At 40.2% G+C, this 14,748-nt stretch carries 14 protein-coding genes and 1 riboswitch; all 14 genes read right to left on the bottom strand.

The window, feature by feature from the left end; all coding sequences use genetic code 11:
• Window positions 1-10 precede the first annotated feature (10 nt).
• A complete protein-coding gene (locus CLV81_RS20855; RefSeq protein WP_106144962.1) occupies window positions 11-730 on the bottom strand; it encodes a response regulator transcription factor in 720 nt (239 codons plus the stop codon).
• Window positions 731-802: 72 nt separating this feature from the next.
• Window positions 803-1,411, bottom strand: coding sequence for a MarR family winged helix-turn-helix transcriptional regulator (locus tag CLV81_RS09145; protein ID WP_106144708.1), 609 nt, complete (start codon window positions 1,409-1,411; stop codon window positions 803-805).
• Between the two features lie 52 nt (window positions 1,412-1,463).
• Window positions 1,464-1,727 (bottom strand): DUF2024 family protein, encoded by a 264-nt coding sequence (locus CLV81_RS09140; protein WP_106144707.1) that lies wholly within the window; start codon window positions 1,725-1,727, stop codon window positions 1,464-1,466.
• Between the two features lie 3 nt (window positions 1,728-1,730).
• Window positions 1,731-2,456 carry a hypothetical protein gene (locus tag CLV81_RS09135; RefSeq protein ID WP_245911965.1) on the bottom strand — a complete coding sequence of 242 codons (726 nt, stop codon included), beginning with the start codon at window positions 2,454-2,456 and terminating at the stop codon, window positions 1,731-1,733.
• A 35-nt stretch (window positions 2,457-2,491) separates the two neighbouring features.
• Window positions 2,492-2,722: a thioredoxin domain-containing protein gene (locus CLV81_RS09130; RefSeq protein WP_106144706.1), complete on the bottom strand. Its 231-nt coding sequence runs from the start codon at window positions 2,720-2,722 to the stop codon at window positions 2,492-2,494.
• A gap of 59 nt (window positions 2,723-2,781) precedes the next feature.
• Window positions 2,782-3,861, bottom strand: coding sequence for a serine hydrolase domain-containing protein (locus CLV81_RS09125; protein WP_106144705.1), 1,080 nt, complete (start codon window positions 3,859-3,861; stop codon window positions 2,782-2,784).
• A 4-nt stretch (window positions 3,862-3,865) separates the two neighbouring features.
• Window positions 3,866-4,666 (bottom strand): head GIN domain-containing protein, encoded by an 801-nt coding sequence (locus CLV81_RS09120; protein ID WP_106144704.1) that lies wholly within the window; start codon window positions 4,664-4,666, stop codon window positions 3,866-3,868.
• Window positions 4,667-4,696: 30 nt separating this feature from the next.
• Complete coding sequence (locus tag CLV81_RS09115; protein ID WP_106144703.1) at window positions 4,697-5,800, bottom strand: acyloxyacyl hydrolase; 1,104 nt, start codon at window positions 5,798-5,800, stop codon at window positions 4,697-4,699.
• Window positions 5,801-5,819: 19 nt separating this feature from the next.
• Entirely contained in the window at window positions 5,820-6,773 is a 954-nt protein-coding gene (gene metF / locus CLV81_RS09110) for a methylenetetrahydrofolate reductase [NAD(P)H] (RefSeq protein ID WP_106144702.1), read from the bottom strand.
• A 3-nt stretch (window positions 6,774-6,776) separates the two neighbouring features.
• A complete protein-coding gene (gene metH, locus CLV81_RS09105; protein WP_106144701.1) occupies window positions 6,777-9,458 on the bottom strand; it encodes a methionine synthase in 2,682 nt (893 codons plus the stop codon).
• Window positions 9,459-9,476: 18 nt separating this feature from the next.
• Entirely contained in the window at window positions 9,477-10,478 is a 1,002-nt protein-coding gene (locus CLV81_RS09100) for a homocysteine S-methyltransferase family protein (protein ID WP_106144700.1), read from the bottom strand.
• 67 nt (window positions 10,479-10,545) lie between these two features.
• A riboswitch (SAM riboswitch) is annotated at window positions 10,546-10,650 on the bottom strand.
• 128 nt (window positions 10,651-10,778) lie between these two features.
• Window positions 10,779-11,840: an NAD(P)/FAD-dependent oxidoreductase gene (locus CLV81_RS09095; RefSeq protein ID WP_106144699.1), complete on the bottom strand. Its 1,062-nt coding sequence runs from the start codon at window positions 11,838-11,840 to the stop codon at window positions 10,779-10,781.
• A 9-nt stretch (window positions 11,841-11,849) separates the two neighbouring features.
• Window positions 11,850-12,650 carry a uroporphyrinogen-III C-methyltransferase gene (gene cobA, locus CLV81_RS09090; protein ID WP_106144698.1) on the bottom strand — a complete coding sequence of 267 codons (801 nt, stop codon included), beginning with the start codon at window positions 12,648-12,650 and terminating at the stop codon, window positions 11,850-11,852.
• 1 nt (window position 12,651) lies between these two features.
• Window positions 12,652-14,742, bottom strand: a complete 2,091-nt coding sequence (locus tag CLV81_RS09085; RefSeq protein ID WP_106144697.1) for a HEPN domain-containing protein — start codon at window positions 14,740-14,742, stop codon at window positions 12,652-12,654.
• Between the last annotated feature and the right edge of the window lie 6 nt (window positions 14,743-14,748).

The following is a 14,748-nucleotide window of genomic DNA, read 5'->3' as shown; positions in this document are numbered from 1 at the left end:
CAGGTCTGATTTAGGTACTAGTACCTGTACTTTTTTGGAAGAGCTCTTGGCGATTGGCCACATTTAACTTGTTGTAAATATGGGTAATATGGGTTTTTACCGTACTTAGACTTATGAAGAGCTCATTCGCTATTTCTTTGTTGGTCTTTCCTTGAAGAATAAGATTGCGAACGGTAGCTTCCTGTTTGCTCAGTAAGGGATTTTTCGATGGCTTATGTTTCCTGTTCAGAAAGAAAAAGCCTAAAATCAAACTTATGCATAAAAGCACCAACCCAACATTCAACCACTGGCTCATTGCCAATTCATTCTCTAGAACAGATTGATTGATAAAAGCCATTTTTTCTTCCAAGAACAAGTACTCCGAAGGGGATATTGTACTTTCTTTCAACTTGTCTAAGACCGTGATATAGTATTCCTTGTTTTCGCGAATATCCCGGTCCAACAATTTCTTTTCATCCAAAAGTTTAATTGCCATTAACTTTACACCAAGAATTTGAATGGAATCTTTGGCATATGAACGTAGCTGACTTGATTGGGTAAAAGTGCTGTTTTCACCAATGTTCAATTTGGTTTCAAACCGTCTGAATTTTTTCCATTCTATCAGAGATAGCTCGTCATACTTCTGTTTGTTCTCGACCTTTTTAGAGGGAATACTTTCGGTTTTCTGTCCAAAGGAATTGAAAGAGACCAAAAGAAAGGTGCCTATCATTAAGAGTTTAATTGCCTTCATTGGAAAGGTTTTGCTAAAGTTCCATAAAATCCAGATACTTTGCAAAAGGCACATAAAGACGTGTTGGGTGCCTTATGTTGCGGATTCAAATTCAGGACAATCCAGTCTGATCTCTGAGTCTTCGAGTTTTTTCTCCAGTAGATTACAATAATGCCCTTCTTGGCCTTTGTCATAAAATCGGCATCCGAAACATGTTCGCTGAACAGTCAGTATACCCCTTCGATTCATTCCAAAAATTAGCTTTTTAAGAACGTCAAAGAATGTTGCTCTATCCGTATCAGTTAGGTTTGCTAGAGGTTCATACAAAGGGTTTGCAAAATCTTGTGAAACATCAACTGCCGAAATACCTTTTTCTGATAAAACAATAGTGTAGGAACGACTATCTGCTGAGGAGAAGTCTTTTAATATGAGATTTTTTTTCTCAAGTGCTTTAATTGCATCACTTATTGTGGGTTTGGTTACATTGAATTCTTGAGCCAAATGACTTACGTTGGCCAAGTGCCTATCGTGATGTGCAACAAAAATCAGAATTTGAATTTGTATGGGACTCAATCCCAATTCCTTGGCCTTCTCCCACAACAAGACCTTAAATGCCTGAGAAATACGCTCTAGTCCTGCAGTTATCTTGGCAGTTAAATCTTTTTCCTGACTTTCTGGGTCAAATACGTGCATTTTTTTCATAGAAAAGCCTGTCGGATAGTACCGACAGGCAAAGTTAGTATTCCTAATTATTTTAGGAACAATTTTCCATCTCTATGATGAAATAACCATCAAGTTGAATGCCTTCCACAACTCCAGGAGGAGCGGATTGCATATGGCAAAATCTACATTCCTCACTACTTAATTTTCCCGTTTTGAACGATTTAGAGGTCAAATACTCCTTACCAAACCCAAATATGGTGTTTGTATCCTTCAAGTCACTTGGCACCAAAATATCGAAGTGCATAACCTTACCGTCCTCTCGCGGAACATATGTATCCCATACCGAAACCTCCATAGCCTATTCTTTTACTAAATATGGTAAAGACAAATCTCCACTCGCCACACTAAAGACATCATAAACCCCTAGCAAAGGTCGGTTTTCATCGCTTGTATTGACCTGCATAAAAGCAGTAACGGCATCGTACTTAAAATCAGTCGTATTGTGGATTCGGTAATCGGGTACTACCACTTTTATAATCTTGTTCTTAGTCAACACAGGATAACCGGGCGAATCCATATACATGGACATACCTGGGTTTGTGGGGGGCAAAACAACGGTTTTGTCGGCTTTTTTGAATTGAATAACGGAAAGACCGCCAGCAACACGTTTGTCTTCACCCAAAATCACCCAATGTGGATGCCATATCACACCATCATTGGCAAAGTCTGAGTCATTGTTTTCATCCCAAAGTGGGGTATCATCAAAATCGGGATGTGACGTTAGAGCCAATGCCACTATTCCCTCTACTTTTCCAAAGCCCACATCCGTAGAGCTTAAGCTCGTTGGAAAAACATAGCCCAAAACTGGAGCTCCATCTAACTGTCCTGCAGGATTGGGCACAGTATTTCCAGCCAATCCGTCTACCGCGATCTCCCACACAGTGACTGCCAAATCTTTTTCATGGGTAACTTGTACCGCATTAATCGAAAAATCATCATTGTTGTATGGATTCTCTTGAGCGCAAGAACTCAATAAGGTTCCCATAAGGACGGTACCTAAAGAGAAAATTGTTTTTGTTTTCATAATGATAAGGATTCCTAACTATTTTGATTAAAAAATTATCTAATATCGTCAATCGACGCTCCAAAATTGATATGTAGCACATTTTGGGAAGGGGTTACCAATGCTGGAACAGAAACTACTCCTAATTTCTCAGCTGTTTCTATTTCCGATTTGTCTTCACCCAAATGGACAATATCAACATTTTCAGAACCTATCAATTGAATAACATCGTGTTCAGCGCTCACACAAACAGGGCATCCTGCGTGGTAAAAAATTGTTTTTTTCATGTTTCTACTTATTTGATTATTGCAAAATTACAATACAAATATAGTTAGGATTCCTTACTTTACAAATTTTTATTGAAAATTTGTTTGATTGCCTCGTCTAAACCTCCCTGAGCTTTAGGGTCCGTGCAATTGATTAAAATGGAAATAACCACCTTTTCATCAGGATACACAAAGAAGTTGGTATATGCCCCAACGCTATTTCCAACATGGCCCACATAGTGCCTCCCCTCGATATCTTGACTTACCTGAAATCCCAATCCATAGTAAACGGATTGACCATTCACATTTTGAGCTGCAAAGAGTTGTTTGTAGGTTTCTTCCTTAAGAAGATTTCCATTTAAAATGGACTGCCCCATTTTTATAATATCCGAACAGGTTGACAAGTAACCGCCTCCCCCCAGTTTGTATTGATTATTTACGGTTATGGCTTTTTTGGGCGTTTTTCCTTTTAGGGTGTAGAAATCAGCCACAGAAATATCGTCATCCATAAAAGAAGAGTTTTCCACTTCCTTTGGGGTATATGTATTTGCCATCTGCAAGGGTATCAGCACCTTTTCTTTCACATACTCTTCAAATGCCATGGAACTGGCTTCCTGAATGGCCAATGACAACAACACAGAGTCAAAACTATTGTACAGATATCCTTTACCCGGTTCAAAGACCAATGGGTCATTTTTAAAAACTTCTATGCTTTCTTTAATCGCATAGGGTTGATTTAAGGCAAACTCCTTGCCTCTATATCCCCGTATTCCGGCGGTATGGGATGCCAATTGACGAATTGTGAAATCGAACTTCTTTTTAGGGTAGTAGGGAACAAAATCATAAAAAGAAGCATCCCAATCCATCAAACCTTCCTCAACCATTTTTCCCAAAGCCAACCCTGTGATACATTTTGAAATACTGGCGATTCTGAAAACAGTACTTCTAGAGTTTACCTGATTTCTAGTCTCCAAGCTTTCAAAACCGTATCCTTTTTCGAGTATTGTCTTGTCATCTTTTACTATACAGATAGACATTCCAGGTATTCTAGCTTCTTCTACTAGATTTTGAAACATTAAATCCAATTGGGATGAACCTTTCACTTTTGGTGCGACCCTATCCGGCAAAAGATATTTAAGGAAATCAAACCAACCGCTCATATTTTTATTCTCTGAAAATCAAGCGTCCATTAAAAATTTCCTCCACATCAATGGTTGTGGGTCTATTGAAGCTTATCACATCCCCTGTTCCCCGGATTACACCAGATAAGCTCTGTTGTGGATTTATGAAGATATCATTTGTCCCGCGATGGTCCAGACTTACATTTTGTGCCGTCAAATCTTCAGCTTCAATTCTTGAATCACCTGCTGCTATGGTTACGTTAAAATTTTCCGTAACCCCATTTAGCTGAAAAAACGCAATGCCATTTACCACTATGGATAGTTGTTCAACATCCAAAGAAAGGTCAAATGAACCATCGGTGGTCTCAGTTTCTGAATCTATAAAACTCTCGGTCAGCAGGGTCAAACTTGGATAGCTCAAAACCCCATCACTAGAGATTAAAAGGCCGGTGCTACTCCTAATCTCAGAAATGTTCGGAGAGGTAACATAAATGGTTGATATGTCAAAATCACGAAAAAAACTGCATCCATTATCATTTCTGACCACTAACCTGCCGTTTTCAACCTCCGCCGAAATTTCATTTACTAAAAACTCGCCTGACTCAATTTCAACCCGTTGTTCATCTCCCTGTCTCAGAACCAAATTGAGTTTTTCGAAAACCGTGATGGTCGAAAAATCCGGTAAGTCTACCTCAACCCGTACCAAATCTCCCGCACTTTGAAAACAATCTGGTGCATTTTCCGAATTGCAGGAAATAATTAGTACAAAAAGAAACAAGATAGATTTCTCGACTGCGCTCAAAATGACTTTGCCATTAAATGTACGTCTTCTGTAACCTAACATCTCTCTTCTATAGTCTAATATCTGATTTTTCTATAATCTTACTCCAACTCCAAATTCAATGGCTTCAGCCGAAGCTCCATGCGACTTTAGAGTAACTGCTCCAAACAATTTATTCCCGAAATATCGTTTCAATCCTATTCTGTTGTACACCCTACTTTCAAACTCAAAAGGATAGTAAACATAGTACCCCAGTTGGGTTATGACACTCATTTTATTCACAAATAATTCATGTCCAATAAAAATTCCAGCACGCTTAAAATCAGTATCCGCATCAACTTCCATTTCAGGAAACGAAATAGATTGAAAACGTATCAACTCCTGAAGGAAATTAGAAAAAAAGACTTCGCTTCCCAATTGGATAGCACTTTTACGGCCCAACCTTTTATCAGCATAGGCGGAAAAAATCCAAAAACCGTATTGGCCAAGTCCAATCACATCACTTTCGTTCAGTCCTCCACGTAAAACCAAATTGTATTTAACAGGCTCTGTAATTTTCTCTCTCTTTTCTGGTTTTTTCAACTCAGGTGTGTTTTTCCCTCTATCCAAGTCATAAGTCAATCCAAAATTAAAAGCCATGGTATTTGTAGAGGTATTGGGGGCCTTAAAATTCCCATTGGAATAATGCACAAGGGTCAATCCTGCCCTAATACCCAATCCATGAAAAAGGTCTTCTTTATGATAATTGAACATCGCCAAAGTTGCACTCAGAAGATGACTTCCATAAGCGTTGTTCCTAAAATTCTGGTTTCTATCGTACGGATTGGTATTGTAGGAAATTCCCTGACCTATTCGGAATTGCAAATTTCGTTTCAAAAAGTAAAAGTTGTAATGGGCGAACAATCCATAGTGATCGCCTAAAGTGCGGTTGTTCATATTTTGATAAACAAATGAAAAACCTGTATCCGGATATCCGTATTCAGATTCCCAAGATTCATTGCCAAATCTTTTTCGGCTATAACCTAAGACAAAGCCACTGGGGTTTTCGGTAACCAAATGCGAGATATCTGGGTTATGAAGTAAGATGGAACCATAAAAAGAACTCACATCCACTACATACTTTTTGGTTGGCTTGGTTTCTTGGGTTATTCCAAAAGCACAACATAAAACAAGGATGGTGGTAAGTAGGCGCCTCATAAAGCGCTAAAGTAGAAAATTAAAATACCTCTTTGGCAATCGCTTTAATGTTATCTGATTTTCCCATGGAATAATAGTGCAAAACGGGCACTCCCGCCTCCTTTAATTCTTGAGATTGTTGAATACACCACTCAATACCCACCTGGCGAACATCTTTATTTGTCTTACAATTTTCAACCGCATCAATCAAATCTTCAGGAATATCCACTCGGAATACTTGCGGCAATAGATGTAAATGCCTTTTGACCGCTATTGGTTTAATGCCTGGGATAATAGGCACTTCAATTCCAGCTTCACGAGCGGCATCCACAAATTCAAAATATTTTTGATTATCAAAAAACATTTGGGTCACCACATAGTCAGCACCTAAAGCAATTTTTTCCTTCAAGCGTTTAATATCAGATTTGAGTGAGGGAGCCTCCATGTGTTTTTCAGGATAGCCAGCAACTCCAATACAAAAGTCTGGGCAATTATCCGTTTCAATTACTTCATGAAGGTAATTTCCTTTGTTGAGTCCTTTGACCTGTTTCACCAAATCAGATGCGAATCTATGTCCGCCCCGGGTGGGTTCAAAATACTTTTCTTCTTTCATGGCGTCACCGCGTAGCGCCATCACATTATCAATACCCAAGTAGTGGCAATCTACCAAGAGGTATTCGGTTTCTTCTTTGGTGAATCCACCACAAAGAACATGTGGAACGGTATCAACATTGTATTTATGTGTTATTGAAGCACAAATGCCCAAAGTTCCCGGACGCATTCGAGTCAGCTTTTTATCCAGGAGTCCATCCCTATCAATGTACACGTACTCCTCCCGTGAAGTCGTAACATCAATAAAAGGAGGGTTGAACTCCATTAATGGGTCTATGTTATCATACAATTCTTGAATACTTCTTCCCTTGACCGGAGGAATAATTTCAAAACTAAAAAGCGTTTCTCCTTTTGCTTTTTTGATATGTTCGGTAACCTTCATAAACTATGCTTCAACTATGTTTGGAGCCAACCATTTTTGGGCTTCCTCAACTGAAATTTGTTTTCTATTTGCAAAATCCTCTACTTGATCTTGCTTTATTTTTCCCAAACCAAAATACTTGGCCTCTGGGTGAGCAAAATAATATCCGCTTACACTTGCCGCCGGCCACATGGCCAAACTTTCCGTGAGTCCAACTCCTATCTTTTCCTCTACGCCCAAAAGTTTCCAAACGGTCAACTTTTCCAGATGGTCCGGGCAAGCAGGATAACCGGGTGCAGGACGAATCCCCCGGTATTTTTCATCAATCAAGTCCTCGTTGGATAGGGTTTCGGATTTTGCATACCCCCAATGCTTTAACCTTACCTCTCGATGTAAATATTCGGCAAACGCCTCTGCCAACCGGTCTGCCAAGGCCTTAATCATAATAGAACTATAGTCATCATGGTTTTTTTCAAACTCTTCAGCAAGCTCTTTAGTGCCGAATCCGGCCGTTACACAAAAACAGCCCACATAATCCTGAATTCCACTTTCCTTTGGTGCAATAAAATCAGCCAAAGCTATATTGGGAACCCCATCCCTCTTTTTTATTTGTTGACGAAGAGTCCTGAAAATGGTTTTGCTATCCTCAATTGTGTTCGAATGGACTAGTATGTCGTCATCGTTTATTTGGTTAGCAGGAAATAGACCAAAAATGGCCTTTCCTTTTAGTAGTTTTTCATCTAAGACTTGCTTGAGCATTTTTTGGGCATCTTGAAATAGTTCAGTGGCCTGTTGCCCCACAATCTCATCTTTAAGAATGTTAGGATATTTTCCATGCAAATCCCAACTTCTAAAAAAGGGAGTCCAATCAATAAAATCTTCCAATTTCCTTAAATCAAACTCTTCCTTAACCTGAATCCCCAATTGTTTAGGCTCTACAATATCTGGGGATTTCCATTCTATTTGGAGTTTATTCTCTCTCGCTTCGTCCAAACTCAAGTATTCTTTTTGCTTGGTTCGATTCAAAAACTTTTCACGGAAACTTTCGTAATCCAGTTTTACTGATTTCTTATAGCTATGGGATGTTTCCTTTTGAAGTAAATCGCCAACTACGGTAACTGCTCTGGAAGCATCGTTCACATGAACTACGGAATGACTGTACACTGGGTCGATTTTCACTGCAGTATGTGCTTTACTGGTGGTGGCCCCACCAATAAGCAAAGGTACCTGAAATGCTTGACGCTCCATCTCTTTGGCCAAAAACACCATTTCATCCAAAGAAGGAGTAATCAACCCGCTCAAGCCAATGATATCCACTTGTTCTTCCTTTGCCTTTTGAATGATTTTTTCAGGAGGAACCATAACACCCAAATCCACAATTTCATAGTTATTACAGGCTAAGACTACACTCACGATATTTTTTCCAATATCATGTACGTCCCCTTTAACTGTAGCCATTAAAATTTTACCCGCAGAATTGGTGGTGGAATCCTTGGATGCTTCAATGAATGGGGTCAAATGTGCCACAGCTTTTTTCATTACCCGGGCCGATTTCACAACTTGCGGCAGAAACATTTTCCCACTGCCAAACAAATCGCCCACCACATTCATTCCTGTCATTAAATTACCCTCAATGACTTCCAAGGGTTTTGACGCTTGTAGCCTGGCCTCTTCAACATCTTCCACAATAAATTGGTCTATTCCCTTAACCAGAGCACGGGTAATCCGGTCTTGAAGAGGTTCTTCGCGCCAAGATAAGTCCACCTTGCTTTCTTTGGATTTACCAACAACCGTTTCGGCAAACTCAAGTAGTCTCTCCGTAGCATCCTCTCTTCGATTGAGCAGAACGTCTTCTACATGATTCAATAAATCTTCCGGAATATCATCATAGACTTCGAGTAAAGCTGGATTCACAATACCCATATTCATTCCAGCCTTTATGGCATGATATAGGAATGCGGAGTGCATTGCCTCACGAACCGTATTGTTTCCTCGAAATGAAAATGATACATTGCTAACTCCCCCACTCACACTGCAATACGGTAGATTTTGACGAACCCATCGAGTGCCCTCAATAAAATCCAGGGCATTCAATTTATGCTCATCCATTCCTGTGGCGACGGGAAAAATATTTAGGTCAAAGATGATATCCTCAGGTGGGAATTTGACTTGGTCAACCAAAATTCGATACGAGCGTTCCGCAATTTCTATACGTCGTTCAAGATTGTCAGCCTGCCCTACCTCATCAAAAGCCATCACGATAACAGCTGCACCGTAACGCTTTATTAACTTAGCTTGCCGAATAAATTCCTCTTCACCTTCTTTTAGGCTAATGGAATTGACGACACATTTTCCCTGTACTACTTGAAGACCAGCTTCGATGATATCCCACTTGGAGCTATCAATCATGATGGGAACTCTAGCAATATCCGGTTCTGCGACAATAAGATTTAAAAACTTGACCATGGCCTCTTTGCCATCAATCAAGCCATCATCCATATTGATATCAATGATTTGAGCCCCTCCTTCCACCTGATGGCGTGCCACCTCGAGGGCCTCCTCGTAGTTTTCTTCCTTAATAAGCCTAAGGAATTTTTTGGAGCCAGCCACATTGGTCCGTTCACCAACATTTATAAAGTTGCTTTCTGGGGTAATGACCAAGGGTTCCAGCCCACTTAGTCTCAAATATTTTTGGGTAATCTCCATTATCGGATGGATTCCTTTTTAGACAGGAACAATAAGTTTTCTGGGTTCATATTTTTTGGCAAGGTCAGCAATAGCCTTAATGTGGTCTGGAGTTGTGCCGCAACATCCTCCAACAATGTTGACCAATCCTTTTTCCAAATACTCTTCAATTTGATTGCGCATTTGTTCTGGAGTCTCGTCATATTCTCCAAAAGCGTTGGGAAGTCCAGCATTTGGATGTGCCGAAACGGCAAAGTCCGATTTAGCAGAAATTACCTCTAAATGGGGTACCAACTGTTTTGCTCCCAAAGCACAATTGAATCCCACAGAAAGAATGGGAATATGGGAAATGGATATTAAGAAAGCTTGAGCTGTTTGTCCAGAAAGCGTTCTCCCTGAAGCATCGGTAATGGTACCACTTACCATAACAGGAATTTCTATCCCACGTTCGTCTTTAACTTCTTCTATGGCAAAAAGCGCAGCCTTGGCATTTAAGGTATCAAAAATGGTTTCTACTAGAAGAATATCGGCACCTCCATCCATTAATGCTTCAGCTTGTTGCTTATACGCAATTCGGAGTTCATCAAATGAAATTGCTCGAAAACCTGGGTCATTGACATCTGGAGACATACTTGCCGTTTTGTTCGTTGGCCCCATACTTCCTGCTACAAAACGGGGCTTATGCGGTTCCTGCTCCGTAAATTCATTTGCAACCTCTTTGGCAATACGCGCCGACTCGTAATTCAGTTCATACACCAAATCCTCCATATGGTAATCCGCCATGGCCACAGTAGTGCCAGAAAAAGTATTGGTTTCTACAATGTCCGCTCCAGCGGCAAAGTACTTGCGGTGTACTTCTGCGATTGCTTCCGGTTGAGTCAAAGACAGTAAATCGTTATTCCCTTTTAATGGGTGTTCCCAATCCTTAAATCGTTCTCCACGAAAATCTTCTTCTTCAAACTTATATCGTTGCAACATGGTACCCATGGCACCATCCAAAACCAATATTCGTTCTTTTAATATTTCTTCAATTCTAGACATAAAATCTTTTTGTCATTACTATGACGTGTTTAGATGCTATCAAAAAAATGGAAAGAGTGCTTTCTTATGGTCATCTTTTTCCGCATAAGCGAAATAGAACGTAGCACCTTCTCGAAGACGAGGGTTGCTAAGGTTTCTAAGGGTCTATTCCCTCCACCTTTCTTGATAACATTTCAATTTATACATGAACTAAGCTGCAAAGTAAAGGTACAGAGTTTTCAAAAGCAAATGAATTACCCCCAAAATCGAAAGCCTCCCAAATTTTGGGAGGCTCATAGCTAAAACAAATAATTTTCATCGTTACAAAATACTTTGCACAACTTCTTTTTTTGCTTCTTTTTTGGTTCCGTCAAATCCTTCAACACCGCCAACGGTGGTATACTTCATAACAAATCTCTTCCCTGGATTAATGAGTTGATAGGCATATTGACACATTACTGCGGCTTCATGGAAACCAGAAAGTATCAACTTTAACTTTCCCTCATACGTATTTACATCTCCAATGGCAAAAACTCCCGGTACGTTGGTTTGGTAGTCCTTGGCATTATTGACTTTAATCGCATTTTTTTCAATTTCCAATCCCCAATCACCGATAGGACCCAATTTTGGGGAAAGACCAAATAGGGGTATAAAAAAATCGGTTTCAACATAAGTTTCCCCCTTGGAATCATCTTTGTGTTTAATCACTACTGATTTTAGTTCGTTTTCACCATGCAAAGCTTTCACTTCAGCTTCGGTAAACAATTGGATTTTACCCAATTTGGCCAATTCCGACGCCTTTTCAACAGAATCCAAGGCACCTCGAAACTCGTTTCTTCGGTGTACCAAAGACACTTCTGCGGCTACATCTGCCAAGTAAATGGCCCAATCCAACGCAGAATCCCCTCCGCCGGCAATCACAACTTTCTTGTCGCGGTACACTTCGGGGTCCTTAATCATATAAGCCACCCCATTGTCTTCGTAATCGGCAATATTTTCAATTTGTGGTTTTCTAGGTTCAAATGAACCCAAGCCTCCTGCTATCACTACGACAGGGGCATGGTGCCGTGTTCCTTTGTTCGTTGTCACAACAAAGGAGCCATCTTCTTGCTTGTCTAATATTTGAGCACGTTCTCCCAAAGTGAAACCTGGCTCAAAAGGCTTAATTTGTTCCATAAGCCTATCCACTAAATCTCCAGCCAAAATTTCCGGATATGCAGGAATATCATAAATTGGTTTCTTTGGGTAGATTTCGGAACATTGTCCTCCTGGTTGTGGCAATGCATCAATCAAGTGGCACTTTAATTTAAGAAGCCCGGCCTCAAAAACAGTAAACAATCCTGTTGGTCCCGCTCCAATTATAAGTATATCAGTTTTTATCATTTTATTACTTTATTCTGAAAAGACTAATTCGTTTTGCTCTTTTTGGATTTCCATTATTTTTTCTCGGTGCGCAACTACTTCACCTATAACAATAATTGCAGGATTGGATAACTGCTGCTCCTTTGCCTTGTACTCAATGGAAGCAACAGTTCCAATTCCTATTTTTTCTTTTTCAGTGGTCCCATTTTGAATTATGGCCACGGGAACGTCTTGTTTATTCTCTTTTCGAAACAAATCCATTATCTCTCCCAATTTGGACATGCCCATTAGGATGACCACAGTTGCACTGGATTTTGCTGCCAAAGCTATGTCACCGCTAAGTTTGTGTTCTTTTGTGGTACCTGTAATAACCCAGAAACTTTCTGATGCTCCACGTTTGGTAACGGGAATATTCTGCATGGCCGGAACGGAAACTGATGAGGAAAGCCCAGGAACCACTGCTACGTCCAAACCAAAAGCTATTGCATATTCCATTTCTTCCGCACCTCTTCCAAAGACGAAAGGATCTCCACCTTTTAGGCGAACCACATGCAGTCCTTGAGAAGCTCTCTGTACAATCAATTCATTGATTTGTTCCTGTTGATATCGATAGCAACCTTTTCTTTTCCCAACAAAAATCTTCTCAGCATTGGGAGCATATTTCAGTAATTCAGTATCAATTAAGGCATCATATAATACAACATCGGCACCTTGAAGCGTTTTTACGCCTTTGAGGGTGATTAAATCCACATCACCAGGTCCGGCTCCAACTACCGAAAGCTTTCCTGTTTGATTTTTCAAAAACGAATCCTTCTTTTCTTTTAATTCCATCTTATGCTTCTTGAAGTTCCAGTTGTCTATAAGCCTCAAATTTTCGTAGAACTTCCTTTGAAGTATTTAAGTAAGATTCTGCAAAATTCTTGGAAGGCGCGGTTTTATTCATTTCCAAAACCAAGTCTTCAAAACTACCTTCAAGGATGACCTTATCTGTATCCACAAAAAGCCTATCAAAGTCCCTAATAATACTTGAATGGGTATTGGTCTTAGTCTTCTCTGCGGTAAGCAAGGCTTTTGCAGAATTCACCATAGATTGATAAGAGTAATAGATACTGGCCGCCCATTTCCCGGCTTGCAAAGCTTCTTCGGCGTTTGCAATCTTCTCTTCACTTTCAAAAAAGAGGGTAGCCACTAAATCAACAATAACACCGGCACATTCCCCAATACCTATCTCTTTTTTATACTTCTCAGCGTTGCCCCAGTCGATAAAATCTTCAGCAGTCAAATTATCGACACTAGACAGGTGTTTGAGAAAATCATAGAAATAGGTTTCTCCTTTTTTAGCATAATAGTCAGCAAAGGATAGCCCATTTCCATTTGTATTGAAGTCGTCCAAAATTAACCGAAGTGCCTGAGGACCTCGTTTACTTGGAATTTTAACTACTTTGTCCGCGAACCTCCCGTTTCCATCTCCAAAATTGCCCCCACCCAACAACACTTGCAAAGCAGGTGCTACTAGTTTGTCCTTGGTTCTAATGGACATTCCTTGGAAACCGATATTAGCCATATTATGCTGGCCGCATGCATTCATACACCCACTAATTTTTATGACCACATCTGGATTGCTGATATACTGGGGATACTCTGCCTTAATAACCCTTTCAAGTTCGGCAGCGATTCCAGTGCTACTGGCAATACCCAAATTACAGGTATCTGTTCCGGGACATGCGGTAATGTCCAACGCCTTGTTGTACCCAGCTTCTGTAAAATCTAGTTTTTTCAATTCTTGATAAAAGAACGGGATAAGTTCTTCTTTTACGTATGGGATAAGAATGTCTTGTCGCAAAGAAAGACGGATTTCTCCAGCAGCATAATCACGAACCAACTTGGCCAGTTCCCTTGCTTTATCCGTATAGAAATCTCCGAGTAGTACCTTTATTCCAATAGCTACATAACCTTCTTGTTTTTGGGGTATAATGTTGGTAGATTTCCAAGATTCAAATTCTTCCCCTTCAACAGGTTCCATAAAAGCCGAGGTAAGATTTGCCAATTGCGGTTTTGGATAGTTTTCAGAATCTATGGGATATGACTGCACTGGTACGGCCAGTCTTTCTTCCTCCAACAGCACTTTAAACCCTTCCAAACCAATATCCTTGAGCAAGAACTTCATTCTGGCTTTGGCTCGGCTCTTACGTTCCCCGTATCTATCAAAAACGCGAATAACGCCTTCCATCAAAGGAACAATTTTATCCGAAGGAAGAAAATCATACAATACATCCGCATGCCGGGGCTGTGATCCCAATCCGCCTCCTAACATCACCTTAAAGCCTCTTACCCCATCTTTGATTTTGGCTATGAATCCCAAATCATGCATATAAGAAAGACCTGTATCGGCATCTGTTGCTGAGAAGGATACCTTGAATTTTCTTCCCATCTCTTGACCTATGGGATTTCTTAAAAAGTATTCAAAAACAGCTTGTGCATAGGGAGATACGTCAAAAGGTTCATCCACGTCAATACCGGCTGTTTCACTTGCGGTAACATTACGCACGGTGTTTCCACAGGCTTCACGAAGCGTCACTTCATCTTTTTCCAATTGCGCCCACAGCTCTGGAGTCCGTTCCAAATCCACATAATGAATTTGAATGTCCTGTCTTGTGGTAATATGCAGCCTACCTGTGGAATATTCATCAGCCACATCAGAGATTCGTTCCAACTGATTGGATGTTACTTTACCATAAGGTAGCTTAATACGAACCATCTGAACACCCGGTTGTCTCTGTCCGTATACTCCTCGAGCCAAACGAAGACTTCGGAACTTCTCCTCGTCAACTTGACCTTCTTTGAATTGACGTATTTTTTTCTCCAACTCAATAATATCCTTCTCTACTATCGGGTTTTCAATTTCTGTTCTAAAGCTTTGCATAATTTT

The organism is Flagellimonas meridianipacifica, assembly GCF_003001695.1.
GTDB classification, from domain to species: domain Bacteria; phylum Bacteroidota; class Bacteroidia; order Flavobacteriales; family Flavobacteriaceae; genus Flagellimonas; species Flagellimonas meridianipacifica.
Note: the sequence above shows the minus strand (reverse complement) of the source record. Positions and strands in the feature narration are given on the sequence as shown.

Excerpts from the sequence above, each read along its gene's own strand:
- CLV81_RS09100 (WP_106144700.1), bottom strand. The coding sequence starts at position 10,478 with ATGTCTAGAATTGAAGAAATATTAAAAGAACGAATATTGGTTTTGGAT.
- CLV81_RS20855 (WP_106144962.1), bottom strand. The coding sequence starts at position 730 with ATGAAGGCAATTAAACTCTTAATGATAGGCACCTTTCTTTTGGTCTCT.
- metF (WP_106144702.1), bottom strand. The coding sequence starts at position 6,773 with ATGAAGGTTACCGAACATATCAAAAAAGCAAAAGGAGAAACGCTTTTT.
- cobA (WP_106144698.1), bottom strand. The coding sequence starts at position 12,650 with ATGGAATTAAAAGAAAAGAAGGATTCGTTTTTGAAAAATCAAACAGGA.
- CLV81_RS09115 (WP_106144703.1), bottom strand. The coding sequence starts at position 5,800 with ATGAGGCGCCTACTTACCACCATCCTTGTTTTATGTTGTGCTTTTGGA.
- CLV81_RS09145 (WP_106144708.1), bottom strand. The coding sequence starts at position 1,411 with ATGAAAAAAATGCACGTATTTGACCCAGAAAGTCAGGAAAAAGATTTA.
- CLV81_RS09120 (WP_106144704.1), bottom strand. The coding sequence starts at position 4,666 with ATGTTAGGTTACAGAAGACGTACATTTAATGGCAAAGTCATTTTGAGC.
- CLV81_RS09140 (WP_106144707.1), bottom strand. The coding sequence starts at position 1,727 with ATGGAGGTTTCGGTATGGGATACATATGTTCCGCGAGAGGACGGTAAG.
- CLV81_RS09085 (WP_106144697.1), bottom strand. The coding sequence starts at position 14,742 with ATGCAAAGCTTTAGAACAGAAATTGAAAACCCGATAGTAGAGAAGGAT.
- CLV81_RS09095 (WP_106144699.1), bottom strand. The coding sequence starts at position 11,840 with ATGATAAAAACTGATATACTTATAATTGGAGCGGGACCAACAGGATTG.
- metH (WP_106144701.1), bottom strand. The coding sequence starts at position 9,458 with ATGGAGATTACCCAAAAATATTTGAGACTAAGTGGGCTGGAACCCTTG.
- CLV81_RS09130 (WP_106144706.1), bottom strand. The coding sequence starts at position 2,722 with ATGAAAAAAACAATTTTTTACCACGCAGGATGCCCTGTTTGTGTGAGC.
- CLV81_RS09125 (WP_106144705.1), bottom strand. The coding sequence starts at position 3,861 with ATGAGCGGTTGGTTTGATTTCCTTAAATATCTTTTGCCGGATAGGGTC.
- CLV81_RS09135 (WP_245911965.1), bottom strand. The coding sequence starts at position 2,456 with ATGAAAACAAAAACAATTTTCTCTTTAGGTACCGTCCTTATGGGAACC.